Annotated in this window: 23 protein-coding genes; 11 read left to right on the top strand and 12 right to left on the bottom strand. The window is 71.7% G+C overall.

Features of this window, described 5'->3' with window-relative positions:
- Positions 1-139: 139 nt before the first annotated feature.
- The 7 genes from AB0B89_RS13400 to AB0B89_RS13370 all read right to left on the bottom strand — a co-directional run bounded on the left by AB0B89_RS13400 (position 140) and on the right by AB0B89_RS13370 (position 8,247).
- Complete coding sequence (locus tag AB0B89_RS13400) at positions 140-1,801, bottom strand: prenyltransferase/squalene oxidase repeat-containing protein (protein WP_358551913.1); 1,662 nt, start codon at positions 1,799-1,801, stop codon at positions 140-142.
- An 88-nt stretch (positions 1,802-1,889) separates the two neighbouring features.
- Positions 1,890-2,915, bottom strand: a complete 1,026-nt coding sequence (locus tag AB0B89_RS13395) for a UbiA family prenyltransferase (protein WP_358551911.1) — start codon at positions 2,913-2,915, stop codon at positions 1,890-1,892.
- 8 nt (positions 2,916-2,923) lie between these two features.
- Positions 2,924-4,288: a cytochrome P450 gene (locus tag AB0B89_RS13390; RefSeq protein ID WP_358551909.1), complete on the bottom strand. Its 1,365-nt coding sequence runs from the start codon at positions 4,286-4,288 to the stop codon at positions 2,924-2,926.
- A gap of 47 nt (positions 4,289-4,335) precedes the next feature.
- Complete coding sequence (locus AB0B89_RS13385) at positions 4,336-5,541, bottom strand: cytochrome P450 (RefSeq protein WP_358551907.1); 1,206 nt, start codon at positions 5,539-5,541, stop codon at positions 4,336-4,338.
- Between the two features lie 118 nt (positions 5,542-5,659).
- Positions 5,660-7,294: a DHA2 family efflux MFS transporter permease subunit gene (locus AB0B89_RS13380; protein ID WP_358551905.1), complete on the bottom strand. Its 1,635-nt coding sequence runs from the start codon at positions 7,292-7,294 to the stop codon at positions 5,660-5,662.
- Entirely contained in the window at positions 7,254-7,892 is a 639-nt protein-coding gene (locus tag AB0B89_RS13375; protein ID WP_358551903.1) for a MarR family transcriptional regulator, read from the bottom strand. The genes AB0B89_RS13380 and AB0B89_RS13375 overlap by 41 nt, the downstream gene beginning before the upstream one ends.
- A 163-nt stretch (positions 7,893-8,055) precedes the next feature.
- A complete protein-coding gene (locus tag AB0B89_RS13370; RefSeq protein WP_358551901.1) occupies positions 8,056-8,247 on the bottom strand; it encodes a hypothetical protein in 192 nt (63 codons plus the stop codon).
- A gap of 23 nt (positions 8,248-8,270) precedes the next feature.
- On the opposite strand from AB0B89_RS13370, the gene AB0B89_RS13365 reads away from it, so the two are divergent.
- Together AB0B89_RS13365 and AB0B89_RS13360 are read left to right on the top strand one after the other, a co-directional pair.
- Complete coding sequence (locus AB0B89_RS13365; protein ID WP_358551899.1) at positions 8,271-9,467, top strand: transposase; 1,197 nt, start codon at positions 8,271-8,273, stop codon at positions 9,465-9,467.
- Positions 9,464-10,240 (top strand): nucleotide disphospho-sugar-binding domain-containing protein, encoded by a 777-nt coding sequence (locus tag AB0B89_RS13360; protein WP_358551897.1) that lies wholly within the window; start codon positions 9,464-9,466, stop codon positions 10,238-10,240. The genes AB0B89_RS13365 and AB0B89_RS13360 overlap by 4 nt, the downstream gene beginning before the upstream one ends.
- Before the next feature lie 6 nt (positions 10,241-10,246).
- Here AB0B89_RS13360 and AB0B89_RS13355 read toward each other — a convergent pair whose 3' ends face one another.
- The 5 genes from AB0B89_RS13355 to AB0B89_RS13335 all read right to left on the bottom strand — a co-directional run bounded on the left by AB0B89_RS13355 (position 10,247) and on the right by AB0B89_RS13335 (position 16,267).
- Positions 10,247-11,065 carry a TylF/MycF/NovP-related O-methyltransferase gene (locus AB0B89_RS13355; RefSeq protein ID WP_358551895.1) on the bottom strand — a complete coding sequence of 273 codons (819 nt, stop codon included), beginning with the start codon at positions 11,063-11,065 and terminating at the stop codon, positions 10,247-10,249.
- Positions 11,052-12,026 (bottom strand): 4-hydroxy-3-methylbut-2-enyl diphosphate reductase, encoded by a 975-nt coding sequence (locus AB0B89_RS13350; protein WP_358551893.1) that lies wholly within the window; start codon positions 12,024-12,026, stop codon positions 11,052-11,054. The genes AB0B89_RS13355 and AB0B89_RS13350 overlap by 14 nt, the downstream gene beginning before the upstream one ends.
- Positions 12,027-12,054: 28 nt before the next feature.
- Entirely contained in the window at positions 12,055-13,239 is a 1,185-nt protein-coding gene (gene ispG / locus AB0B89_RS13345; protein ID WP_358551891.1) for a flavodoxin-dependent (E)-4-hydroxy-3-methylbut-2-enyl-diphosphate synthase, read from the bottom strand.
- A gap of 101 nt (positions 13,240-13,340) precedes the next feature.
- Positions 13,341-15,137, bottom strand: a complete 1,797-nt coding sequence (locus tag AB0B89_RS13340; protein WP_358551915.1) for a 1-deoxy-D-xylulose-5-phosphate synthase — start codon at positions 15,135-15,137, stop codon at positions 13,341-13,343.
- Positions 15,138-15,178: 41 nt separating this feature from the next.
- Entirely contained in the window at positions 15,179-16,267 is a 1,089-nt protein-coding gene (locus AB0B89_RS13335; RefSeq protein WP_358551889.1) for a polyprenyl synthetase family protein, read from the bottom strand.
- A 218-nt stretch (positions 16,268-16,485) separates the two neighbouring features.
- Between AB0B89_RS13335 and AB0B89_RS13330 the strand changes: the two genes are divergently transcribed.
- The 9 genes from AB0B89_RS13330 to AB0B89_RS13290 all read left to right on the top strand — a co-directional run bounded on the left by AB0B89_RS13330 (position 16,486) and on the right by AB0B89_RS13290 (position 25,719).
- Positions 16,486-18,492: a KedN5 family methylcobalamin-dependent radical SAM C-methyltransferase gene (locus AB0B89_RS13330; RefSeq protein WP_358551887.1), complete on the top strand. Its 2,007-nt coding sequence runs from the start codon at positions 16,486-16,488 to the stop codon at positions 18,490-18,492.
- Positions 18,493-18,839: 347 nt separating this feature from the next.
- Complete coding sequence (locus AB0B89_RS13325; protein ID WP_358551885.1) at positions 18,840-19,415, top strand: RNA polymerase sigma factor; 576 nt, start codon at positions 18,840-18,842, stop codon at positions 19,413-19,415.
- The gene (locus tag AB0B89_RS13320) at positions 19,399-20,175 is read left to right on the top strand and encodes a hypothetical protein (RefSeq protein ID WP_358551883.1); all 777 of its coding nucleotides are present in this window, start codon (positions 19,399-19,401) and stop codon (positions 20,173-20,175) included. The genes AB0B89_RS13325 and AB0B89_RS13320 overlap by 17 nt, the downstream gene beginning before the upstream one ends.
- Entirely contained in the window at positions 20,172-20,873 is a 702-nt protein-coding gene (locus tag AB0B89_RS13315; RefSeq protein WP_358551881.1) for a hypothetical protein, read from the top strand. The genes AB0B89_RS13320 and AB0B89_RS13315 overlap by 4 nt, the downstream gene beginning before the upstream one ends.
- Positions 20,870-21,682 (top strand): hypothetical protein, encoded by an 813-nt coding sequence (locus tag AB0B89_RS13310; protein ID WP_358551879.1) that lies wholly within the window; start codon positions 20,870-20,872, stop codon positions 21,680-21,682. The genes AB0B89_RS13315 and AB0B89_RS13310 overlap by 4 nt, the downstream gene beginning before the upstream one ends.
- 1 nt (position 21,683) lies before the next feature.
- Entirely contained in the window at positions 21,684-22,550 is an 867-nt protein-coding gene (locus AB0B89_RS13305) for an ABC transporter ATP-binding protein (RefSeq protein ID WP_358551877.1), read from the top strand.
- A 511-nt stretch (positions 22,551-23,061) separates the two neighbouring features.
- Positions 23,062-24,096 carry an ABC transporter substrate-binding protein gene (locus AB0B89_RS13300; protein ID WP_358551875.1) on the top strand — a complete coding sequence of 345 codons (1,035 nt, stop codon included), beginning with the start codon at positions 23,062-23,064 and terminating at the stop codon, positions 24,094-24,096.
- A 5-nt stretch (positions 24,097-24,101) separates the two neighbouring features.
- Positions 24,102-24,968: an ABC transporter permease gene (locus AB0B89_RS13295; RefSeq protein ID WP_358551873.1), complete on the top strand. Its 867-nt coding sequence runs from the start codon at positions 24,102-24,104 to the stop codon at positions 24,966-24,968.
- 16 nt (positions 24,969-24,984) lie between these two features.
- On the top strand, positions 24,985-25,719 hold the full coding sequence (locus AB0B89_RS13290; RefSeq protein ID WP_358551871.1) for an ABC transporter ATP-binding protein: 735 nt from the start codon (positions 24,985-24,987) through the stop codon (positions 25,717-25,719).
- The last annotated feature ends 21 nt before the right edge of the window (positions 25,720-25,740 follow it).

The following is a 25,740-nucleotide window of genomic DNA, read 5'->3' as shown; positions in this document are numbered from 1 at the left end:
GCCCGCGCCCGGGGGCCGGGGCGCGGGCGGGCCCCCCGCCCCGGCCCCCGCGGGCCGGGACGAGGGGGAAGCCCGGCGCCGGGCCGAGTGGCCCGGGATGAGGGGGGAAGCCTGGGACCGGGCCGCGTGCCGGGGGGCGTCAGCGGTCCCGGTAGCAGGCGAGGGCCTGGAGCGCGTAGCCGTTCACCATCGCGTCACACCAGTACGTCAGGCCGTTGTAGTAGTAGCCGACCTGCCCGCCGTCCCAGAGCCCGTCGTCGCGCTGGTGGTCCAGCAGCCACTCGATCCCGGCGGTGACGGCGGGATCGTCGCCCCGGCCCGAGCTGACGAGGCCCAGCACCGCCCACGACGTCTCCTCGGCGGTCGGCCCGAGCGCCCCGCCGTCGCCCCAGCCGCCGCCCGGCGCGCGGTGCGTCGTGAGCCAGTTCGCGCAGCCGCGCGCGACCGGATGGTCGCCGAGCCCGAGCTGCCCCAGCGCGTCGAGCACCCGGGCCGTCCCGGCCGTGTGGTCCCTGAACCACACGCACGAGAAGGAGCCGTCGGACCGTTGCGTCCTGGCCAGCCAGCGCACCGCCCGGTCGAGGCGGTGGTCCTGGCCGCCGACCCGGTTGAGCGCGATCATGGCGTGCGCGGTGAGCGCCGAACAGGGAGCGTCGAACATGGTCCTGCCGTTGCGGATGAAGCATCCCCACGAGCCGTTGCGGTTCCGCATGGAGTGCAGCCACGCCACGCCCGCCCGTACGTGGGGGTCGGAGGCGGGGACACCGGCCCGTGCCAGCGTGTACAGCGCGAGCGAGGTGTCGTCGACGTCGGGCCACGAGGACGGCAGGCCCCAGCCCCAGCCGCCGGGCGGGCAGCCGGTCGCGGGCAGGCCCACCTGCCGCTGCGAGGCCTTGATCCAGTTCATGGCGGGGCGAAGCCGCTCGTCGTCGCCGAGCCCGGCCTCCTGAAGTCCCTGGCTGACGTAGCAGGTGCCGGACAGCTCCAGGTCCCGGTCGATGGGCCACGACACGTCGGGCCGTACGGCGCCGCGCATGTAGGCGAGGTACTTGGCGACGAGGTCGTCGCCCACGCCGGCCAGCGCCAGCCCGAAGACGATGAGGGCGACCATGAAGGCCGACTCCTCCGAGCCGCCGTCCGGTCCCTCGAACTCGGCCAGGTCGCGCAGGTACCGCAGCGTGCGCCGCTCGGCGACGCGGTTGGTCACGCGCCTCAGCGGGCCGAACGCGCGCGTGTGCACCTGCATGATCGCCCAGGAGTAGACGCCGGGCAGGATGAACGACACACGCTGGTGCAGCCGGTGCGGCATCAGCGAGATCTCGATGGGGATCCGCTTCACCCTGGCCGGGTCGTACAGCCCGGCGAAGGCGAGGTAGACGCGGACGATCACGTTGAGGGTGGTCCGCTCGATGTCCTCCAGCGCGGCCTGGCCGCCGTTGCGCGCCAGCCAGTCCCTGGCCCTCCCGATCTCCGCCTCGGCCCCAGGGCGCACCGTCTTCAGCGCGGACACCGCGATGCCCGTCCCGTTGAAGGTGGACGGGCCGCCGGGCACGTCGGCCCAGCCTCCGTCGGGGTTCTGCTGGGCCACCAGCCAGCCGGTGCCGGCCTCGATCAGCGCGGCGCCGCCGTCGCGGTCGGCGACGTGCAGGGCGATGAGGACGGCCGCGGTCGACACGGCCGAGGACGGCAGGTATCCCTCCCATGAGCCGTCCGCGCGCTGGGCGGCCCACAGTGCCTTGACCGCGCCGGCGACGCCGCCCTCGACGTCCCGGTTCCTGCTGGTGACGGTCTCGATTCCCATGGTCGGGTGGTCCTCCGGATCGGCGAGACGATTGGTTCCGTGCGAGGGGCGGGCCGGGCGAGTGTGCCGCCGGCCGTGCGAGGGACGGTCAGGCGAGGGTGGCCGCGCCGAACTCGTACCGCGTGCGCATCCCGGCCTGGAGCACGATCGTGGCGAGCAGGGCGGGCAGGGTGGCCGCGAGCATCACGACCGGCCCCGCAGCGAGCCCGACGAACGCCCCCGCCAGCGCGACCCGCTCCACCACCAGAACCGCGTGGGCCCGTAGCGCGACGGGCGGCGGCATCGGCTCCGCGGCGCGGGCGAGCAGGCCGATCGCCGCGGCCGCGAGGAGCACGCAGGCGCCGAGCACCGGCCAGTACGCGGCCCAGCGGGCCGCGTCGCCCTCGGGGCTCGACGGGCTCAGCGCGGGGACGGCCGCGGCCAGCGCCACCCACGCCACGCTCACCGCCACGACGACGCGCACCGCCGGCCGGGCGCCGCGCCGCACGGGAAAGGTCTCGTAGCCCGCGTCCCGGTCGCCGCCGATGTCACGCAGCGTGCCGACCAGGTTCGACTGCATGTCGTGCAGCAGGAACACGGCGGCCACCGGCAGCACGTACGGCGCCGGGTACGGGGCCGTGGCCATGGCGCCGAACAGCAGGGCGAACGCCGTGAGGCTTCCCCGGACGAGGTTGCCGCTCAGCCCTCTGGCCTTCAGCACGGCGCTGTAGCCGAGCCCGGCGGCCAGCGCCGCGGCCACGAGGAGCAGGGTCCGCCAGTTCAGCAGCAGGGCCGCGACCGCGCCGCCGGCGGTGCAGGCGACCAGGCCGGCGAGCCCGTCGCGCGCCGGCATGCGTCCCGAGGGGATGGGCCGGTGCGGCTTGGCCACGGCGTCGAGCCGCCGGTCGAAGTAGTCGCCGCCGTAGTGGCCGCCGATCCAGCCGAGCGTCGGCACCGCCCACGCCCCGGCGAGCGCCCAGCCGGACGCCCGGGGGTCGTTCAGCAGCCCGCCGGCCAGGCCCACCAGGCCGATGTACAGCATGGTGTACGGGCGCCAGGTCTGCACGTGGGCGAGCAACCGTGTCCGGAGCCCGGCCGCCGGGGCGCCCGCGACCCCGGTTCCCGCGCCGGTCATCGCGCCGGTCATCGCGCCGGGCGCCGGGCGACCACGCCGGCCCGCATCGCCTCGTCGGCGTCGGCGTCGGCGTCGAAGGGCAGGCCCAGGGCGTCGAGTTCCCAGTCGCGCAGGATGGTCGCGACGTTCACCATGACCTGCACCTCGGCCATGCCGGACCCGAGGCAGGTGTGCCCGCCCACCCCGAACGGGGCGAACGCGCCGAGGCGGCGGTGCTCGTTGCGGGGCGCACGGTAGCGGTCGACGTCGAACGCGCCCGGGTCGGGGAACAGCTCGGGGAGGTGGTGGGAGGTGTCGTACACGAGGATGACGCTGTCGCCCTTGGCCACCAGGTGGTTCTCGAAGACGAACGACTCCTCGGCCGTGTACCACTGGCGCGCCGGCCCCTTGTAGAGCCGCAGGGCCTCCATCATCCCGCCGTACAGCGCGTGGCAGGTCTTGAGCCGGTCCCAGGTCAGCGGCCCGGCGAACCAGTCGTCGACCTCCCGCACGACGCGGCGCGCCACGTCCGGGTGGTTGAGGATCAGGTACAGCAGGTAGGCGGTCCGGTAGGAGGCGGTCTCCAGGCCGGCGAGGAACGGGCCGATGGTGGCCGCCACCAGCAGGGGCGGCAGGTCGTCGCCGAGCTTGGGATTCCAGACGGCGAGCATGTCGTCCAGCAGGTCGCCCGGACGCTCGTCCGGGGGGATCGCCAGCCGCGCGTTGATCGCCCGGTAGCCGATCTCGAAGACGCGGTTGCGCGCCCGCTCGTAGGCGGGGTCGGCGAGCATCTCGGCGGCGCCGGTGCGCAGCAGCATGGTCAGCTTGGTGGTGCGGACGAAGGTCACGAGGTCGTCGACGTAGTCGGCGGGGGAGAAGCCGATGAGGCTGCGCCCGAGCTGCTCGCCGACGATGCGCTGGATCTCCCGCACGGCGGGCACGCGCTGCCCGGGCTCCCAGCGCGCGGTCACGGCCTCGGCCATGGCGACCACCTCGGGCAGCCGGCCGGTGATCGTGGTGCGGGCGTAGCCCCGGCTGGTCAGCATGCGGTGCTGGCGGTGCATGTCGCCCTCGCGGCTGAAGCCGTCCATGCCCAGCTCGTTGCTGAAGTCCTCCCAGTGGCTGTCGGACCTCAGCTTGACCGCGCCGTCCGTGCCCTGGTGCATGTTGGTGGTGCGCATCGCGAAGGCGTTGGCCTCCGGGCCGGCGAGCACGGTGAACTCGTCGCCCTCCTTACGGGCCAGCTCGCCCTTCTGGAGCACGCGGAACACCGGCCCGTACTCCAGATAGCAGTCGATGAGGTACTGCTGGTCGTTGATGCTCCCGGGCCGGGTCACCGTGGGTGGCGGCGGGACATCGGTGATGTCAACGGGTCCGGACGGCTGGGGTGCCATGGGGGATCTCCTCGTACTCGAAGCCTGTCGCGGCCTGCCGTGCCTGGTCACCAGGCGACCGGCAGCTCCTCAAGGCCGCTCACCATCAGTCCTGTCTTGCGCCGCACCTGGCCTGTCGGCACGGCGAGGCGCATGCCGGGGAACTCCCGCAGCAAGGTGCCCAGCACGATCTGGAGCTCGACCCGCGCCAGCGCCGCGCCCAGGCAGAAGTGCGGGCCGAGACCGAAGGACAGGTGCGGGTTGGGGTGCCGGGCGACATCCAGCCTGTCGGGGTCGGTGAAATAGCGTTCGTCCCGGTTGGCCGACAGCACCCCGGCCATCACCATCTGGCCGGCCTGGATCGGGGTGCCGCCCAGCTCCAGGTCCTCCTGCGTGAACCGCTGACGGTCGATGTCGCCGAGCGTCTGGAAACGCAGCAGCTCCTCGACGGCGGTGACGATCAGGGACGGGTCGGCGTGGATCCTCGCCACCTCCGCGGGATGCTCCAGCAGGCGCCACATGCCGAGGCTGATCGCGTTGATGGTCGACTCGTGGCCGCCGATGAGCAGGCCGGTCGCGAGGTAGACCAGCTCAAGCTCGGTCAGCCGCTCCTCCTTGTCGCTGGCGGCCACCATGTCGCTGAGCAGGTCGTCACCCGGGTGCTCGCGCTTTCGCGCCACCTGCTCGCCGAAGTAGGCGAACAGGTCGTGCCAGGCGGTGACCACCTCCTCGCGGGGATAGGAGGTGACCGACAGCGTGCGGTCGGACCAGCCGCGGAACTTCTCGGAGTCCTCGTGCGGCACCCCGAGCAGCTCGCAGATGACCCTGATGGGCAGGGGCGAGGCGACGACGGAGACCAGGTCGGCGGGGCTGCCGTGACGGCGCAGGTCGTCGATCAGGGTGTCGGTGTGCTTCTGGATCGCGGGGCGCAGGGACTCCACCCGCCGTGGGGTGAAGGCCCGGCTCACCACGGCCCTCAGCGTGCGGTGCGGCGGCCCGTCCATGCCGAGCGTACGGGTGATCTGGCCGAGGTCCGCTGGAGGCGTGGCGCGGTCGCCCGCGCGGGCCGTCCCCCGCGGGTTGAACGTGCGGTTGAACCGGGGGTCGGACAGCACCGCCGCCACGTCGTCGTACCGCGTCACCAGGAGCGCCTCGTCGCCGTTGGGCAGCTTCACCGGGCAGACGGGCTGCTCCTCGCGCAGCCGCCGCATGTGGGCGGGGGCCTGCGGTCCCATCAGCTCTTCGATCGTGCGGGGAGTGCTGGCGGGCGTCATCGCGCCATCCCTTCCGTTCCCGGGCCGCTTCGCCCCCACGATCGCATGGCGGCATTCCCCTGCGGCCCCCCAGAAACCCCAGCATTTCGCCCCGGCCACGGGCAGATCGTCGTGCCGGTCAGACCTCCTCGGCGGCCGGCTCCTCGCGCCGGGAGCGGGCCGGCGGGATCGGGGTCTCCTTCAGGAACAGGCTGGCCACCAGGGGTATGGCGAGGATGACGGCGGCCACGAGGAACACCAGGTGCAGCACGTCGGCGAGGCCGGTGCGCATGGACCGCTCGACCAGCTCGAACAGCGCTCGCTGCGCCTCGGGGACCTGCTCGCGCAGCCGGCCCACCTGGGCCGGGTCGAACAGCGTGGAAAGGTCCTGCGAGCCGCCGCCGGTGAGCTTGCGCAGCAGCTCGGGGGGAGCGCTGACCGTGGCGAGCCTGGAGGCGATCTCGACGGACAGGCGGTTGGCCATGATGCTGCCGAGCACCACCACCGCCACCGTGCCGCCGAGGTTGCGCCAGAAGTTCACCTGGGCGGTGGCGACCCCCACGACCTCCTTGGCCATCGAGGCCTGGACGACCGCGGTCGACAGCGGCCAGACCAGGCCCATGCCCATGCCGAGCACAACCAGGTCGGCCACGACGTGCCAGTGGGGGCTGGTCAGCGTCACCGTGGTGAGCATGAGCAGCCCGGCGACCATCGCGGCCAGGCCCACGGTGCCGATGAACCGGTAGTAGCGCACGCGCGCGATGAGCTGGCCCGACACCGGCGAGGCCACCAGCATGCCGAGCAGCAGCGGGGTGAGCAGGGTGCCCGAGCCGGTCGCCGTCTCGCCGAGGACTCCCTGGTAGAGCAGTGGGATGAAGACCGCCAGGCCGTACAGGCCGACGGCGGACAGGCCCGCGATGACCATGGCGATCGTGAACACCGGGTCCAGGAACAGGCCGAGCGGGACGATGGGGTTGGCGACGGAGCGCTCTACGAACAGGAAGACAGGCAGCCCGACCACCGACACCGCGATCAGGCCGAGCATCAGCGGCGACGTCCAGGCGTGGTCGTTGCTGATGGACAGCGCGATCAGGATGGGGACCAGCGCGACGGCCAGCGCCACGCAGCCGGCGAAGTCGATGTCCCGCCAGCTTCGCCGGGTCGCCACGTACGGCAGGAAGAAGAAGGTGAGCCCGACCGCGAGGGCGCCGATCGGCACGTTGACGTAGAAGATCCAGCGCCACCCCCAGTTGTCCGTGATGTAGCCGCCGAGCGGCGGCGCGGCCACCACGGACAGGCCGATGATGGCGCTGAAGAGGCCGTGCAGCTTGACCCGCTGGCGCACCGGATAGATGTCGGCCACCACGGCGAACGTCACGGCGGTGAGGACGCCGCCGAACAGGCCCTGCACGCCGCGGAGCAGGATCAGCTCCAGCGTGCTGGTCGAGGCGCCCACCAGCCAGGACGTGCCGAGGAACCCGGCCAGGCCGATGAGCACCAGCGGCTTGCGGCCGAACAGGTCGCCGAGCTTGCCGGCGATGGGCATCAGGATGGTCGAGGTCACGAGGTAGGCCGTGACCACCCAGGCGTAGTAGTTCAGCCCTCGCAGGTCCGCGAGGATGCGCGGCATCGCGGTGCCGACGATGGTGCCGTCGAGGGAGACGACCAGCAGGGCGATGGCGACGCCCACGGTCGCCGCCACCTTGCGCGAGGAGGACAGGCGCGGCCCGTCGTCATCCGCCGGGGGAACGGACAGCTCTTCCTTCTGCGTCATTGCGACCTCCACGGTCGGCGGTATGCGGGGGATCGGCGGGCGGCGTCGCGCCGGAACCGGGGTCGTTCCGCTTCGCGGTGGCCCGCCGGACGTTCTGCACGAGACGGAGGCAGAGGTGCCGCAACTGGAGCAGCTCCTCGGTGGTGATGCCATCGGTGATCCCGACCTGGCGCTCCACCTGCGTCGACCAGATCTCGTCGACGCGCTCACGGCCGCGCGCGGTCAGCGTGGCGAGCAGGGAGCGACGGTCGCCCGGGTCGGACGCGCGCCGCACCAGCCCGTCCTTCTCCAGGGAGTCGACGAGGCCGGTCACCGAGGGAGGGGCGATCTCCAGCGCGGCCGCCAGGTGGACGAGGCGCATGCCCTGCGGCTGCCGGCGCAGCACCAGCAGCACCTGGAGGCGGGCCTCGCTCAGCCCGTGGCGCACGGCCCACCGCTCCAGCGCCCAGCGGTTGAGGCGGGCCGCCTGGTTGATCGCGGCGAAGGCCTCGACCACCGCGAGCGCCTCGTCGCCCAGCTCGTGGCCGACCAGGGCGCGCAGCTGGGGGTTGAACAGCAGGCCGCTGTCGTCGACCTCGAAGCCGGGATCGTCAGGCATCGGTCCCCCATCTCGTTAGGGTCCTAACTATAAGGCTCCTAAGTATGTCCGGCAAGCCTCGCCCGCCTCCTGGGGATCCGGGCCGCGTACCGCTACCGAAATGCGGGCCAGTGCTCCGGCCTTCAGGCCGGGGGTGAAGGGCGACACGGGAGTGCCCGCTAGACTAGGGCGCGAGCGTGCCCCGACCTTCCTGACCTTCCCGATGTTGCCGTTCGGCCCGCCAGGCGTAGGGCACCAGGACGGCGAAGGACCGGCCGTTGCGTTCGATGGTGGTGTGTTCGCCGGGGTGGTGGGCGGCGTTGGCGCGATCACCGGTGTGTTCACGGATCGCTCGGATTCTCCTACGTTCAGTCATAGATCGTGGGTACGGTGGTCGCCGTGCAGGTTCGTTACCAGTACCGGCTCTACCCGACCCCCGGCCAGTGTCAGTCGCTGGCTCGGGCGTTCGGGTGCGCGCGTACGGTGTTCAACGACGGGCTGCGCACACGCCAGGACGCCCGCGAGCAGGGGTTGCCGTACATCTCGGACGGGGAGCTGTCGAAGCGGGTCATCACCGAGGCGAAGAAGACCCCGGAACGCTCCTGGCTGGGCGAGGTGTCCGCCGTGGTGCTCCAGCAGGCCCTGGCCGACCTGAACACCGCCTACCGGAACTTCTTCGCCTCGATCGCCGGTAAGCGCAAGGGGCGCAAGGTCGCCGCCCCCCGGTTCCGGTCGAAGAAGGACAACCGGCAGGCGATCCGCTTCACCCGCAACGCCCGGTTCTCCATCACGGCGGGAGGGAGACTCCGCCTGCCGAAGATCGGGGACGTGCCGATCCGCTGGTCACGCTCCCTGCCGCCGGCCCCGTCGTCGGTGACGGTGATCAAGGACGCGGCCGGGCGGTACTTCGCCAGTTTCGTCGTGGAGACGGCCGAGGAGCCGGTACCGGAGCCGGGCGGCGAAGTCGGTATCGATCTCGGCTTGACCCACTTCGCGGTCTTGTCGGACGGCCGGAAGGTCGGCAACCCGCGTTTGCTGCGCCGTGCGGAACGCCGCCTGCGTAAAGCCCAGCAGACCCTTTCCCGCAAGGAGAAGGGTTCGGCGAACCGAGCCAAGGCACGCGTGAAGGTCGCCAGGGCTCACGCCAAGGTGGCCGACGCGCGCCGCGACTGGACACACAAGCTCTCCACGAGCATCATCCGCGACAACCAAGCGGTCTACGTGGAGAACCTGTCGGTGTCCGGTCTGGGCCGGACGCGGTTGGCGAAGTCGGTTCACGACGCGGGCTGGTCACAGTTCGTGAACATGCTGGAGTACAAGGCCGCCCGGTACGGGCGGACCTTTGCCAAGATCGACCGCTGGTTTCCCAGCTCGAAGCTGTGCTCGGCGTGCGGGACCATCGCCGGATCGATGCCGCTCAACCTGCGGTCATGGACTTGCCCGTGCGGGGCGGCCCACGACCGGGACGTCAACGCGGCGATCAACATCCTGGCCGCCGGACGGGCGGACAGGCTAAACGCCTGTGGAGGCTCGGTAAGACCACCGCTCGCGGTGGCACGGGCCGGCGAAGCAGGAAGCCACAGAGGTGCCGCGTGAACGCGGCACGGGCTGAATCCCCGGCCTTCACTTCAGGCCGGGGAGCGCGTCAACCGCCCCGCTTCGCCCGCCCCGGCACACCCCGCCTCCCGCACGAGCACCACATCAAGCCGCTCCTGTACGACCTGCTGCCGGGCGGCGACCCCTGCGACCTGCCGCCGGACGGTGACGCCCGCGATCTGCCGCCGGACGGCGAGCGCGCGGGCCCCGCCGTGCCGCCGCGGGGCAGGCCGCTGGTCTACGCGACCCTCGGCACCATGTACAACAAGGCGACCTCGGTGTTCGGGGCGCTGGCCGAGGCGTTCGACGGCCAGGACTACGACGTCCTGATGACGACCGGGCCCGACTGCGACCCGGAGTCCGTGCTGCCCGGCGGGACTCCCGCCAACGTCCGCCTCGCCCGCTACGTGCCGCACTCGGCCGTCTTCCGGCGCTGCGACGTGGTCATCTCCCACGGTGGCTTCAGCACGGTGATGTGCGCGTTGGCCGAGAGCGTGCCGCTCGGGCTCATCCCCCTCGGCTCCGACCATGGCACCAACGCCCGGCGCTGCGCGGCCCTGGGCGCCGCGCTCGTCTACCCCCGGTGCGTCCTGGAGCCCTACCTGCACGTCGCGCCCGAGGACGTCGACCCGGGGCTGGTGCGCGAGATGACCGCGACGCTGCTGGCGGAGGCGTCCTACCGGGCCGCCGCCCGCACGGTCGCCGCGGAGGTCGCCGCCCTCCCCGGCCCGGACCACGCGGTACGGCTCATCGAGGACCTGCTGAAGCCCTGAGCAGCGCTATTCGTGGCTCTTGCGCCAGTACGCGGCGGAGTAGTCCACGCGCTCCAGGGTGATGTCCTCGGTGATGCTCTTCAGGTAGTCCTGCACCGCCTCGCGGCATTCCTCGATGGCGTGGTAGTCGTCCACGATCACGAAGCCGCCCGGGACCACCTTCGGGTAGAGCAGCCGCAGGGCGTCGTAGGTCGAGCCGTACAGGTCCGCGTCGAGCCTGAGCAGGGCGAGCCGGTCGATGGGGGCGCGGGGCAGCGTGTGGGAGAACCAGCCCGCCAGGAACCGGACCCGCTCGTCCAGCAGGCCGTACTTGGCGAAGGTCTGCTGCACCTCGGCCAGCGAGGTGCCGGCCAGGAAACGGGCGTAGGCGGTCGAGGCCGGGTCGTCCACCTGCTCGGTCAGCTCGCTCAGCACGCCGAGCAGGGGGGAGGGATGCCCGGCCTCGTCCCCGGTGCGCGGGAAGCCCTCGAAGGAGTCCGCCGCCCACACGTTCCGGTCGGTCACCGAGTACGCCTTGAGGGCGCCCCGCATGAACACGGCGGCGCCCCCGCGGGCGATCCCCGCCTCCATCAGGTCGCCCGGTATGCCCTCAGCCAGTACCCGCTCGATCAGGAGCTGCAGGTTGTCCAGCCGGGACATACCGATCATGGTGTGCGCGAGGCTCGGCCAGTCCTTGCCCTCCAGCCGCGCCTGCAGGTCGAAGACGTCGCGCGCCTGCCACGGGGTGGCGATCGGCGGGTCGGTGTAGATCAGGTTGAGCAGGCACCGCTTCAGCAGGTCCAGGTAGAGCGAGGTCCCGGCCCCGGCGCCGTCATCCGTGGTCACGGTCGCCTCCCCGCAACGCGAGGGGCAGCGAGAAGACCAGGCTCTCGCGGGCCGACTCGACCTCCTCGACCTCGCCGAAGCCCAGATCGCGAAGCCGTCGCAGAACACCGGTCACCAGCTCCTCCGGCACCGACGCCCCGCTGGTGACGCCGGCGGTGGTGACGCCCTCCAGCCAGGCGGGGTCGATCTCGGCCGCGTCGTCCACCAGGCGCGCCCCGCCCGCGCCGGCCTCCAGCGCCACCTCCACCAGCCTTCGCGAGTTGGAGGAGTTCGCCGAGCCCACCACGATGACGAAGTCGCAGCGGCCCGCGATGTCCTTGACCGCCGTCTGCCTGTTCTGGGTGGCGTAGCAGATGTCGTCGGAGGGCGGGCCGGTCAGGGCGGGGAACCGTTCGCGCAGCAGGGCGACCGTGGCCTCGGTCTCGTCGACCGAAAGCGTGGTCTGCGACAGCCAGGCGACCCGCCCGGGGTCGCGGACGGTCACCTCGCGCACCCCCGCCGGGCCGTCCACCAGGTGGATGCGGTCGGGGGCCTCGCCCGCGGTGCCCTCGACCTCCTCGTGCCCCTCGTGGCCGATGAGCAGGATGTCGTACCCTTCGGAGGCGAACCGCCTGGCCTCCTTGTGCACCTTGGTCACCAGCGGGCAGGTCGCGTCGATCGCGCGCAGTCCGAGCCGCGCCGCCTCCTCGTGGACCTTCGGGGCGACGCCGTGCGCGGAGAAGACCACCACGGCGCCGGGCGGCACCTCGTCGGTCTCCTCGACGAACACGGCGCCCCGGCTCTCCAGGTCACGCACCACGAAGCTGTTGTGCACGATCTGCTTGCGCACGTACACGGGCGCGCCGTACCGCTCGATGGCGCGCTCCACGGTCTGCACCGCGCGGTCCACGCCGGCGCAGTAGCCGCGCGGGCGCGCCAGCAGGATCCGGCGCGGGCGCTCGGTGGCGTTGTGGTTCTCCATGCGGGAGGGGCCTCCTGCCGTTCGGGGTTCAGCGGGGAAGGGCGGTCTCGGGGGCCTCGTCCTCTCCGGGGATGGGCAGGCCGCGCTCGGCCGCGATGCGCAGGGCCTCCTCCACCAGTGTCTCCACGATCTTCGACTCCGGTACGGTCGCGACGACCTCGCCCTTGACGAAGATCTGGCCCTTGCCGTTTCCCGAGGCCACGCCGAGGTCGGCCTCGCGCGCTTCGCCCGGGCCGTTCACCACGCATCCCATGACGGCCACCCGCAGCGGGAGGTCCAGGCCCGCCAGCGCCGCCTGGGCGCGCTCGGCCAGGGTGTACACGTCGACCTGGGCCCGGCCGCAGGAGGGGCAGGAGACGATCTCCAGGCCGCGCTCGCGCAGCCCGAGCGACTCAAGGATGGCCGTCCCCACCTTGACCTCCTCGACGGGAGGCGCCGACAGCGACACCCTGATCGTGTCGCCGATGCCCTCCGCCAGCAGGATGCCGAACGCCACCGCGGACTTGATGGTGCCGGGGAAGCGGGGACCGGCCTCGGTCACGCCCAGGTGCAGCGGGTAGTCGCACCGCCCGGCCAGCCGCCGGTACGCCTCGATCATCACCAGCGGGTCGTGGTGCTTGACCGAGATCTTGATGTCCCGGAAGCCGTGCTCCTCGAACAGCGAGCACTCCCACAGCGCGGACTCGACCAGCGCCTCGGGCGTCGGCCTGCCGTGCTTCTCCAGGAGCCGCTGGTCGAGCGACCCGGCGTTGACGCCGATCCGGATGGGCACCGCCGCCTCGCCGGCGGCCTTGGCGATCTCGGCCACCTTGTCGTCGAACCGCTTGATGTTCCCCGGGTTCACCCGTACGGCAGCGCAGCCCGCGTCGATGGCCGCGAAGACGTATCTGGGCTGGAAGTGGATGTCGGCGATGACCGGGATGCGGGACTTGCGGACGATCGTCGCCAGGGCGTCGGCGTCGTCCTGCGTCGGCACCGCCACCCGGACGATCTGGCAGCCGCTCGCGGTCAGCTCGGCGATCTGCTGGAGCGTGGAGTCGATGTCGGCGGTGACCGTCGTCGTCATGGACTGCACGCTCACGGGCGCGTCGCCGCCCACCGGCACGTCGCCCACCATGATCTGGCGGGACGCCCGGCGCCGCTTGGGCAGGCGTGCGGGCGTCCCGGGCAGCCCGAGGTCCACCACCGTCCCGGCGGTCGAAGTGCTGGTCATCGGCGTCTCCTGCCGTGGTCGTCCGTCAGATGGCCGCGGTACCGGCGCTCGCGGTGCCGGTTCCCGCCCGTGCCCGGCGGCTCGGCCGCCGCCGTGGAAGCTCAGATCGACCGGGCGTGGCCGATCAGGTCGCGGTCGCGTGCCGCCGTCCAGGCGGCTATCTCGGCCGCGACGGCCTCGCCGGTGAGGCCGAAGTCGGCGAGCAGCTCGGCTCGCTTGGCGTGGCCGGCGAACCCCTGCGGGATGCCGTACGTCCGGATGGGCCGTTCCACGCCGTGGTCGCGCAGCAGCCTCGCCACGCCGTCGCCGACGCCGCCGACCCGGCAGTTGTCCTCGACCACCGCGGTGAAGCGGTGGCGCGCGGCCAGCTCCGCCAGCGCCTCGTCCAGCGGGGCGACCCAGCGCGGGTCGACCACGGTGACGGCGAGGCCCGCCTCGCGCAGCGCGTGCGCCGCCGCCACGCAGACGCCGGCCATCGCGCCGCAGGACACGAGCAGGACGTCCTCGCCCTTGGCGTGGTGGAGCACGTCGAGCGTCCCCACGGTGCCCACGGCCGGGATGTCGTCCCCGGCCGGGCCCTTGGGGAACCGGACGACGGTCGGTCCCTGCGCGTGCGCGACCGCCTGCCGCAGCAGCTCGCCCAGGCGGGAGGCGTCCCGGGGCGCGGCGATGCGCAGCCGGGGCACCATCTGCAGCAGCGACAGGTCCCACATGCCGTTGTGGCTCGGCCCGTCGTCGCCGGTCACGCCGGCCCGGTCCAGGACGAAGGTCACCGGCAGGCCGTGCAGCGCCACATCCATCAGCAGCTGGTCGAAGGCGCGGTTCAGGAACGTCGAGTAGATCGCGACCACCGGGTGGAACCCGGCGCTGGCCAGCCCAGCGGCCGAGGCGACCGCGTGCTGCTCGGCGATGCCCACGTCGTACGTGCGGTCGGGGTAGCGCTCGGCGAACGGCGCGAGCCCCGCGGGGTGCAGCATCGCCGCGGTGATCGCCACGATGTCCGGGCGCTCCCCGCCGAGGGCCAGCAGGGTGTCGGCGAACGTCCTGGTCCAGGTGGCGCCGGGACGGGGGAACTGCACGCCGGTGCCGGAGTCGAACGGCCCGGGGGAGTGCAGCCGCTCGACCGGGTCCGTCTCGGCCGGGGTGTAGCCGTAGCCCTTGCTGGTGACGCAGTGGACCACCACCGGTGCCCTGAGGTCCCTGGCGTTCCGCAGCGCCTCCTCCACCGCCGGTTCGTCGTGCCCGTCGACGGGGCCGAGGTAGGCGATGCCGAGCTCCTCGAAGATGTTCCCGCCCTCCCCGGCCGGCTTGTCGCGCAGCTCGGCGAGCCGGCGGGCGATCCCGCCGGCGGTGGGGCAGTACGAGCGGCCGTTGTCGTTGAGCACGATGACGACCGGCCGGTTGCGCGCCGCGCCGATGTTGTTGAGCGCCTCCCACGCCATCCCGCCGGTCAGCGCGCCGTCCCCCACGACCACCACCACGTGGCGGTCGTCCTCGCCGCTCAGCGTGTGCGCCTTGGCGAAGCCGTCGGCGTACGACAGGGCGGTGGAGGCGTGGGAGTTCTCGATGATGTCGTGAACCGACTCCGACCGGTTGGGGTAGCCCGACAGCCCGTCGCGGGTCCGCAGCCGGGCGAAGCCCTCCCGCCGCCCGGTCAGCAGCTTGTGCACGTAGGTCTGGTGGCCGGTGTCGAACAGGATGCGGTCGGCCGGCGAGCGGAACACCCGGTGCACGGCGATGGTGAGCTCGACCGCTCCGAGGTTCGACCCGAGGTGGCCTCCCGAGCGCGACACCGCGCCGACGAGGAACTCGCGGATCTCCGAGGCGAGGCGGCCGAGCTCCTTGGAGTCGAGTCCGCCCAGGTCACCCGGCGCGGTGATGCCTTCGAGCAGGCTCATGCCGTTCACCTCGTGTCTCCTTGTGATCGCGCGGCTGGTCTTCATCTCACCCGGCTGACGGTGCGCTCGACGAACCCGGCCAGATGGTCCCGGCTCCGGGTCGGGGGCAGCAGGGCGAGCGCGGCCCTGGCCCGCGCCGCGTACGTGCGGGCCATCGACGTGGAAAGGGTGATGGCGTCGGTGCGGCGGAGCACGTCGCCGACGGCGTCCAGCGCCTCGTCGACGCCCATCTCCCCGAGGAAGGCGGCGTCGAGGACGTCCCGCTCGCCGGTCCCGCCGTTCTGGTAGGCGAAGATGATCGGCAGCGTCAGCCTGCGGTTCTTGATGTCGCTGGTCGCGGGCTTGCCCGTCATCTCGGACCCGGTGACGTAGCCCAGCAGGTCGTCCTGGATCTGGAAGGCCACGCCGAGGCTCTCGCCGTAGTCGGCGAGGGCGCGCACCCATTCCGGCGGGCCGCCGCCGAGGACGGCGCCGCACTGGCACGCGCCGCTGAACAGGGCCGCGGTCTTCATCCTGATCATGCGCAGGTACGCGTCGATGTCGCGGACCGACCTGCTGGTGATCTCCGCCTCCAGCGCCTGGCCGCGGCAGAGCTCGACGCCCGCGCGGGCCACGATCTCCATCGCGGTGACGATGCGGTCGTCCGGCACGCCGCGGGCACGGCACTCGGACAGGCACACGAAGATCTGGAAGAGCAGCGCGTCACCGGCCACGATGGCGTTGTCCATGCCGAACTTGCGGTAGACGGCCGGGCGGCCCCGGCGCATCGCGTCGCCGTCGATGATGTCGTCGTGGATGAGGCTCGCCACGTGGCCGCACTCGGTGCCCACTGCGGCGGGGAGCACGTCGGGGATCCGCCCGCCGACCGCCTCGGCGGACAGCAACAGCAGGATCGGCCTGAACAGCTTGGCCGGCGCGGTCAGCGCGTAGGCGCAGATCTCGTCCAGCGGGTCGGCTATTTCCTCGCGTGATTCCTGTGGGCTTTCACCGTACGTCCAGCGCCGTTTCACCTCGTTTTCAAGGAGGAACAGGTGGGCCGGTGGAATTTCGCCGTCCGGCGATCCGGCCCGGGGGTCGGATCGAACGGCGGCACGACCATCGCTGCGTACGGTGACATCGCTGTTACCCATGGCGCCTTCCATTTATGTCGTCGGCCATGCCGCAGCCCATGTTTCGGGGTGGCGAAGATCCGGTCAAGGGAGATGCCGTGGCGCGTGCCCACAGACTAGGGAAACTCCTAGGGCCCCATCTGCGCTTATCCCTAGGTTCCATTGGCCGGGGGGATCTGTCTGAGTAACTTCGGGTGCAGATTTCAGGGCCAGGGGGGAAAGCAGCTTCTGCGCCGGCAATGGCCCCGAGCCGTCATTATCGAGCCCGAACGAGGCCACCTGCCATGGACATGGAAAAACGCATTCTCGTTGGTGTCGTACAGCAAGGTGTGTGGGATATGGCGCTGGAGTCCATGCCCCTCGCCGCCGGTTATCTCAAGTCCACCGCGCTCGCCGACGACCGGATGAGGCGGGAGGCCGACATCCGGATATTCAATTTCGGTGGCGGCACCTCGATCTCCGCGATGGCCACCGAGATCTTCAGCGAGCGGTGCCCGCAGATCTTCGCCTGCTCGGTGCTCGGCTGGAACTTCCGCGCCTTCGGGTCGCTCGCCGAGACGTACAAGCGGATGAACCCGGACGGATGGGTGGTGTTCGGCGGTACGCACGTCGCGCACCAGGCCGAGCGGGTCTTCCGGCTGTTCCCCGCCGTGGACGTCATCGTCAACGGTGAGGGCGAACTGGTCTTCCGCGACCTCCTCAACGCCCACCTCGACGGGCGCCCGGTGCACGACCTCGGCCACATCCAGGGCATCTCGTTCCGCGACACCGAGCGGATGATCCACACCACCCCGCCCAGGGAGCGCATCGAGAACCTCGACGTCATCCCGTCGCCGATCCTGTCCGGCGCCCTGGACATGGTGGACGCGGAAGGCCGGTTCCGCTACGACGTCGCCCTGATGGAGACCAACAGGGGATGCCCGTACAAGTGCTCCTTCTGCTTCTGGGGAGGCGCGGTCGGCCAGCGGGTCAAGGCGTTCTCCCGCGAGCGGCTGCGCGCCGAGCTGGAGGTGTTCGCCAAGCTCCAGGTCGAGACCATCGCCCTGTGCGACGCCAACTTCGGGATGCTCCCGATCGACGAGGAGTTCGTCGACGACCTCATCGAGATCCGCGACCGGTACGGTTACCCGCGCGCCCTGGAGAGCTCGTGGGCCAAGAACAAGTCCAAGGTCTTCTACTCCATCGTCCGCAAGATGAAGAGGGCCGGCCTGCGCAGCTCCTTCACCCTGTCGCTCCAGACGCTCAGCGACGACGCGCTGTCGCTGATGAATCGCCGCAACATGAAGGTGAACGACTGGGAGGACCTGGTCACCTGGCTCAACGCGGAAGGGCTCGAATGCTACGCCGAGCTCATCTGGGGCGCGCCGGGGGAGACCGTCGAGTCGTTCTACGAGGGATACGACAGGCTGGCGAGCCGCATCGCGCGCATCGCCGTGTACCCGCTGCTCCTGCTGCCCAACACCGAGTACTACGACAAGCGCGACGAGCACGGCATCGTGGCCGTGCGGGGCGACACCGACGACTTCGAGTACTCGCTGGCCCACAACACCATCAGCTTCGCCGAGAACCTGCACATGCAGAAGTTCATGTTCTGGGCGCGGGTGATGGCCGAGTACACGGTGCTGCGCCACGCCTGGGCGCCGCTGCGCGTCCTCGGCGGTCTCAGCCAGTCGGGGGTGCTGCGCAACATCCAGCACTGGATGGAGGAGACCGACGACCCGGCCGCCGAACCGCTGCGCGCCCTGCTGCTGCGCGCCGCCGCCGACCAGGACGCCTACGGCCCCGCGGTCGCCTACCTGCTGAGCGACGGCGAGGCCAAGCGCCTGCTGACGCGCTGGTGGAACGAGTCGATGCGCCCCGTGCTTCCGCCCGAGGCGGTGCCGGTGCTGGACGACATCTTCCAGTACGACCTGCTGACCCACCCGATCCTGCGCCGCGACGACGTCTTCGACACGGCCGAGGCGCTCCCGATGGTGCGCGTCGACACCGACGACTACTTCCTGCGCTCCGGCCTGAAGTTCGAGCACGACGTGCCGGCGATCCTGGACGCGATGCGCGCGGGGGAGCCGCCGGACCTGTCACCCTGCCCCGTCACGCTGGACCTGTACTACCGCACCGGCTTCGAGAACTTCCTCGGCACGACGAACCACGAGGAGATCATCTACTTCATGGGCATGAGCCGCCGGCAGATCGACGCCGCCGCACCCCCGCCGGCCGTCGAGGCCGGATCGGCGGCCCTTGGGTGACACGCCCGGTCGCGCGGCGTCGGCCACGCCGCGACCTGGTCGAGTCGCCGGGCGACCTCGGTCAGGTAGCCCGGCGTCCACCACTTGGGCTGCCCGGCCGCGAGGCCGAGCAGGCTCATAGACGTAGAGGTCCCTGACGCCGCCGCCCCGGAGCCGGGTGGCCAGTGTGGCCGGCTCGCGGTCGTCGTTGCGCCCGTCCACCCCGCTCCCTGCCGGTGATCCGAACCCCCCCGGATCGCCATGAACCCTACCGCCGTCACCCGTTCGCCGCGTCTCGCCTTCGAGGCTTTTGAACCTGGGGGAGAGCTGCGTGCTACATACCTGTCGTGGACGGGGGAGTGGAGGGGATGGCAGTGCGCCTCGCGGGGATCGGCGGTCGTGCGCGGGCGGGGACGCCGGCGGAGGACGCGGACGTCCTGGCAAGGGTGGCCGGCGGTGACCCGGTCGCGCTGACCGAGCTGTACGAGCGCTACGCCAAGCCGGTGTTCGCCTTCCTCTACCGCCTGGCCGGTGACAGGGGCACGGCCGAGGAGATCCTCCAGGACACGTGGCTGGCCGTATGGCGGTCGGCGGGCACGTACCAGAGCAGGTCCAGCGTGAGCACCTGGCTGTTCGGCGTCGCGCGCCGCCAGGCGCACAACCGGCTGCGCGGCGCTCCCCCTCCGGTCGCCGCCGAGCCGTCCGCCGACGGGACGGATCCGGCCCCGGGCCCCGAGGAACTGGCCGTGGGCCGCGACCGGGTGCAGAGCGCGCTTCTACGGCTGCCGCTGGCGCAACGCGAGGTGGTGGTGCTCGCGTTCCTCGACGACCTGAGTCAGCACCAGATCGCTGAAGTGCTGGACATTCCCGTCGGCACGGTGAAGAGCCGGCTGCATCACGCTCGCGCGACCCTGAGGGAGTGCATCGATGAACCAACACGGTGAATGGCCGGAACTGCGGGGGATCGGGGACGGCATCCCGCCCGCGCCGGGCCGGGAGATCGTGCGGAGCGTCCTGCTGAGGTCCGTGCTGGAGGGGGGCGTGCCGCCCCCCGGGCCGAGGCCGATGAGGGCGCGGGCGCTGCTCTGGGCGGAGGCCCGCGTCGTGCCCCGCGCGGTCTGGCTGGCCTCGGCGCTGGTCATGGCGGCCGGCGTGGGCTTCGTCCTCGCCCAAGGCCATGCGGCAGAGCCGGTGATGGCGCTCGTCGTCCCGCTCGTCACCGGCATCGGGATGGCCGGGGTGTACCCTCCCACGCGCGACGAGGCCTTCGAGGTCGTGGCCGTGACGCCGACCTCGCCGCGTGTCCTGTTGCTGGCCCGGATGACGCTGGTGCTGGGCTACGACCTCGCCCTCGCGCTGCTCGCCTCGGCGGGACTGTCCCTGACGGCCTCCACGCCCGCCGGGCTCGGAAGGCTCATCATGGTCTGGCTCGGGCCCATGGCGCTGCTCGCGGCGCTCGGCCTGCTGCTCTCGGTGTGCTGGAACCCCGAGGGCGCCATAGGCGTGGCACTGGTGGCGTGGATCCTGTACGCGCTCACCTTCACCCCGTGGTCCCTCGCCAGAGGCGTCCGCGTTTTCTGGGCCGCCGAACCGGTGACGCTCGCCGTCATCCTCGCTCTCGCCGCCGTCCTCGGCGTCGCGGCCGTGATCGCCGCGGGCCGGAATGAACCGATCAGGCGCACCCGCGCAACTCACTGGTCATGAAACGGTTCGACCTCTGGTCCCATGAGATAGGCAGAGCCGGGCCGGCGGCACTGGTGATGCCGCCGGCCCTCGTCCTGCTGACCGGGCTCCTCGCCCTTTTCGGCACCCGGCTCGGCTCGCTGGAGGGCAACACGGCGTGGATGCTCCTCGGAGCGGTCGAGGCGGGGTTCCCGCTCATGACGGGGATCGCGGCGGCCTCGCTGATCGGCAGGGACCCCGCTGTGGAACTCCAGCTCACCCTTCCCTCGGGTTACCGGGTGACCCTGCTGCGCCGCCTCGCCGTGACGTCCGGGTGGGCGGCGCTGTGCGCGACGGCCGCGACGGCGCTGTTCATGGCCACCGGCTGGTGGGACGTGGTGCCCGGTACGCCCGGTGGCCTGGCCGGTCAGCTCACCTGGCTCGCTCCGACCGTGTGGCTCACCGCCCTCGGGCTGCTCGCCGCCGCCGCCTTCCGGAGCACCGTGGCCGCCACCACGACGGTCGCCATGGTCTGGCTGCTCGAACAGGTCGTCGGCGACGTCCTGCGGGGGAACGCCGTGACGCGGTCGCTCTACCTGTTCGCCACCAGCCATGGGGCGGGGGCCGATGACTGGTCCGTCAACCGGGTGACCCTGCTGGTGACGGCCATGGCGCTCCTCGCCGCCGCGTGGCCCCTGCTCGGTGACGCCGAGCGTGTTCTCGGAGGTGAGACCGAATGATCGCGACCCTGCGGTACGAGTTCGGCATGCAGGTGCGGCGGCCGATCCTGTGGATCGTCTACGGGCTGGCCTCCGCGGCGCTGGTGGGCCTGATGTGGCAGGGGTACGTCGTCCCGACGCTGGGGCTCGGCGACCCGGACGACCCTCGGTCCGCCATGATCGCGGTAAGCCAGACGGTCATGACGCTGATGCCGATCGTCTATGGCTGCCTGCTCGCCGACCGGCTCATCCGCGACAGGACGCTGGGCGTCGCCGGGATCCTGGACAGCACCCCGGCGGGCCGTACCGGGCGGTTGATCGGCAAGTATCTGGGCGTCTGCGCGGCCACCGCGGCGCCGATCGCGGTGATGTACCTCGGCCGGGCGGTCGTCTACGCCGTCGCCGAGGGAAAGCCGCAGGCGCTCGGCTGGGCCGTGGTCCTCTTCCTGGTGAAGATCGTCCCCGCGCTGGCCTTCGTCGGTGCCCTCTCGCTCGCCGGCCCGTTGCTGGTCCCGCCCCTGGTGTTCCGCGTGCTGTTCGTCGGCTACTGGTTCTGGGGCAACCTCATCCCCGCCACCATGATGCCCACCCTTTCCCACACCGTCTTGTCGGCGAATGCCGACTATGTGGAGTACGGGCTGTTCGGCGACCCGTCGACGGCGCCGGGGGCCGATTACCCGCCGTACGGCCCGTGGGACGGGGCGGCGCTGAACCTTCTTCGCCCGCTCGCCTCCCCGGCCGTCGCCTTCCTGTGGATCGGCCTGATGGTCGCCATGGCCGCCGTCGCGCTCTTCCTCGCCCGTCTCCACGCCATCCGTACGGAGTCCTGACATGCGCATCGAGATCTCCCACCTGACCAAGACCTACAAGGGCCGTGTGCGCGCCCTCGACGGGGTGGACCTCGACGTGCCGACCGGCATGTACGGGTTGCTCGGATCGAACGGGGCGGGGAAGACCACGCTCATGCGGATCCTGGTGGGGCTGTTGAAGCCCACCTCCGGGACGATCCGCGTGGGCGGGCACGACCTCACCACCCCCGACGGGCTGCTCGCCGTGCGGCGGGCCCTCGGCTACCTCCCCCAGGACCTCGGGGTCTATCCCGACCTCACCGCACGGCGGTTCCTCGACTACATCGCCCTGCTCAAGGGGCTCGACGCCCGTGACTTCCGGCGCCGCAGGATCGGCGAACTCCTGGAGGTGGTGGGGCTGTCCGACGTCGCCGACCGCAGGCTCAAGGGCTTCTCCGGGGGGATGCTGCGGCGGGTCGGCATCGCCCAGACGCTGCTCGCCGATCCTGGCCTGCTGGTCGTGGACGAGCCCACGACCGGGTTGGACCCCGAGGAGCGCATCCGCTTCCGCACGCTGCTCTCCCAGCTCGCCGGGGACCGCACGGTGCTGCTCAGCACGCACATCGTCGAGGACGTGGCGCAGACCTGCCGCTACCTGGCGGTGATGGCGAAGGGCCGCGTGGTCTTCAGGGGTGACGTCGGCGAGCTGGTCGCGCAGGCGGACCGGCGGGTGTGGACGGTCACGACGCCGGGGCCCGAGCCGTCACAGGGAAGGGTCGTGTCCGCGCTGCCGGAGGGGGCGGGGATGCGTTACCGCGTCGTCGCGGCCACCCGGCCCGACCCGTACGCCGAACCCGCGGCGCCGACGCTCGAAGACGGCTACCTCGCGCTCATGGAGACCGGCCGCTAGGAACGCCCCACCCCCGGCCGCGAGCCCCACGGCCTGGTCACGCCCGGCCTCTAGCGTCACGGCCTGGTCACGCCCGGCCTCTGGCGTCACGGCCCCCGCGCCGTACGGGCGCACGTACCCCGCGTACGTGCGCCCGTTTGTCGTTTTCGGATGCTCTGCGACGTTTCTGTCATCTCGTCATGTGAGATGCGACTTGACTGCTGTATTACCTACCTGAAAAATAGGTATTGTGCCGAATGTGACCCTCACCGCCCGGCGCGTGATCGACCTCATGTACGTGGACAGCAGCCTCTGTCGGTGAACGTGGTCCGTCTCGCGCGTGGTCCGCGCTGGAGACGTCTCTCCTGATCTCCATCTCCTCTGATCGCCCCTGGTCGCAGGGGCCTCTCGCCGTGCCCGGCGGCAGGACGCCGCCGGTCGCGTCCGTCGCTTCATCCCACTGTGTAAGGGGCTTGTCATCATCATGTGGAATCCTCGCCGCCACCATCCGGATCCCCGGCCTCGCCTGCGCGTGCGCGCAGCGGTCGTGACCCTGGCCGTCTCGCTCGCCGGCCTCACCGCCGCCTGCGGCACGCCGTCCGCGGCCGGTGAGGGACCCTCGTCCGCGGGAGGCACGGGAGCGGTGCTCAAGCTCCAGGACCCGGGCAACGCCGGCCCCCTCGCCTACGCCAAGCGCGAGGGCATCCTTGAGAAGCGGCTCAAGGAGGTCGGCGCCTCGGTCGAGTGGGGCGGCTCCTACGCCTCCTTCACCGCCACCATCGACGCCGTCCACTCCGGTTCGGTGAACGTGCTGGCCGGGGCCATCTCGCCCGCCGTCGGCTACCTGGCGAACAGTCCCGACATCAAGATCTTCTCGGTCACCGACCCGATCACCGATCCGGCCGCCCCGCAGACCGACGGCCTGGTCGTCGCCCCCGACAGCCCGATCACATCGGTCAAGGACCTGATCGGCAAGCAGGTGGCGGTGAACAAGGGCGGCAAGGGTGAGTACCTGCTCCTGCTCGCCCTGGAGAAGGCCGGGGTCCCCGTCGACCAGGTCAAGCGGGTCTACCTCAACCCCGACCAGGGCGCGGCGGCGTTCGCGACCGGCAAGGTGGACGCCTGGTGGGCGATCGTCAAGGCCTACCCCGAGGTGGTGGCCAAGGGGGCGCGGGTGATCGTACACGGCCGTGACCTCGGCGACAGGGACCTGACCATCGCCGCCGCGCGCGACGAGCTGCTCGAAAAGCACCCCGAGGCGGTGCGCGTCTACCTGGAGGTGCTCCAGGAGCTGACCGGCGAGGCCAAGAAGGAGCCGGAGAAGTTCGAGAACGTCTTCCTCAAGCAGGGGCCGACGGCCGTCACCGGCGCGCGGCTGGAGCAGGACATCGCCACCGCGAAGTACGCGAACATCCCGCGCACCGTGACGCCGGACGACGGCGCCAACATCCAGGACGTGGCCGGCCTGTTCCGCAAGTACGGCGTGGTGCCGGGCTCCATCGACCCGGCGGACGTGCTCTTCGACCTCAAGGCGGCCGGCTCCTCCTCGCCCGCCGCCTCCGGGTGACCGCCGTGACCCTGGAGAGAGTCCACGCGGTGGACGACACGGTGGCCCGTCCGCAGGCCGAGGTCACCGGGCTGGAGGCGCCGAGGTACCTCGGGTCCCGCCGCCGCCCCGCCGCCCTGTCCGCGGGCGTGCGGATCGGCGTGCCGCTGCTCCTGCTCATCGCCTGGTGGTACGGGTCGGGCACCGGGCGCATCCCCCCGGACGTGCTCGCCGCGCCGGCCTCGGTGTTCGACGCCCTGCGCGAGCTGGTCGCGACCGGCCAGCTCGCCGACTACCTGCTCGCCTCCGCGCGGAGGGCCGGGCTTGGCGTGCTCGCCGGCGGGGGCATCGGGCTCCTGCTCGGGGTCGCCGCCGGCATCTCGGCCCTCGGCGAGGAGCTGGTCGACCCGACGATGCAGATGATGCGCGCCGTGCCGTTCCTCGCGCTGGTGCCGCTCTTCATCTCCTGGTTCGGGGTCGGCGAGACGTTCAAGATCGTGCTGATCGCGGTGTCGGCGGCCATCCCGATGTACGCCTACACCTACCTCGGCGTGCGGAACGTCGACCGCAAGGTCGTCGAGGCGGCCCGCGGCTTCGGCCTGCGGGGCCACCGGCTCGCGCTCGGCGTCGTCATCCCGACCGCCCTGCCCAACATCCTGATGGCGCTGCGCATCTGCCTGTCGGTCTCGCTCACCGGCCTGATCGCGGCCGAGCAGGTCGGCGCCACCGAGGGCATCGGCTACCTGGTCACCCTGGCGCAGCAGTACTTCAGGCCCGACTACATGGTGCTCTGCGTCCTCATCTACGCCGTCCTCGGGCTGATCTTCGACGCCGCGATCCGCCTGGTGGAGCGGCTGGCCATGCCCTGGCGCGGACACGTGGTCGCCCGATGAGCCCGAGGAGGCCGCGATGAGCGAGCTCAGGGTCGGGGAGAAGGAACCCGGCGACCTGGCCGTGCGCGTCAGCGGGCTGAGCAAGGCGTTCGGCGCCAAGACCGTGCTTTCGGGGATCGACCTTTCGATCCGCAGGGGCGAGTTCTTCGCTCTCCTCGGCCCGAGCGGCACGGGGAAGACCACCCTGCTGCGCATCCTGGCGGGCCTGGAACTCCCCGACGCGGGGACCGTGCTCGCCGCCCCCCGCCGGACGACCGTCTACCAGGAACCCCGGCTGATCCCCGCCAGGAGGGTGCTCGCCAACGTCACCCTCGGTCTGCCGGCCTCCGCCCGCGAGGCCGGGCGCCGGGCCCTCGCCGAAGTGGGACTGGACGGGTACGGCGGCGCGTGGCCGGCGACCCTGTCCGGAGGGGAGGCGCAGCGGGTCGCCCTCGCCAGGGCACTGGTCCGCGATCCGGAGGCGCTGCTGCTCGACGAGCCGTTCGCCGCGCTGGACGCGCTGACCCGGCTCCAGATGCAGGAGCTGGTCGCCGAGCTGTGCGCGCGCCACCGCCCGGCGGTCGTCCTGGTCACCCACGACGTGGACGAGGCCGTACGGCTGGCGGACCGGGTCGTGGTGCTGCGGGAAGGCACGCTGGCGGTCGACAGGACGATCGACCTGACCCACCCCCGGGACCGCGACAGCCTTCCGTTCGCCGAGTACCGCCGCCTGTTCCTGAACCACCTGGGCGTCGTCACCGCCTCGCACTAGCCGCCGGAGGCCGCGCACGGC

The sequence above is a fragment of the Sphaerisporangium sp. NPDC049002 genome (assembly GCF_040649355.1).
In the GTDB taxonomy this organism is placed as follows: domain Bacteria; phylum Actinomycetota; class Actinomycetes; order Streptosporangiales; family Streptosporangiaceae; genus Sphaerisporangium.
Note: the sequence above shows the minus strand (reverse complement) of the source record. Positions and strands in the feature narration are given on the sequence as shown.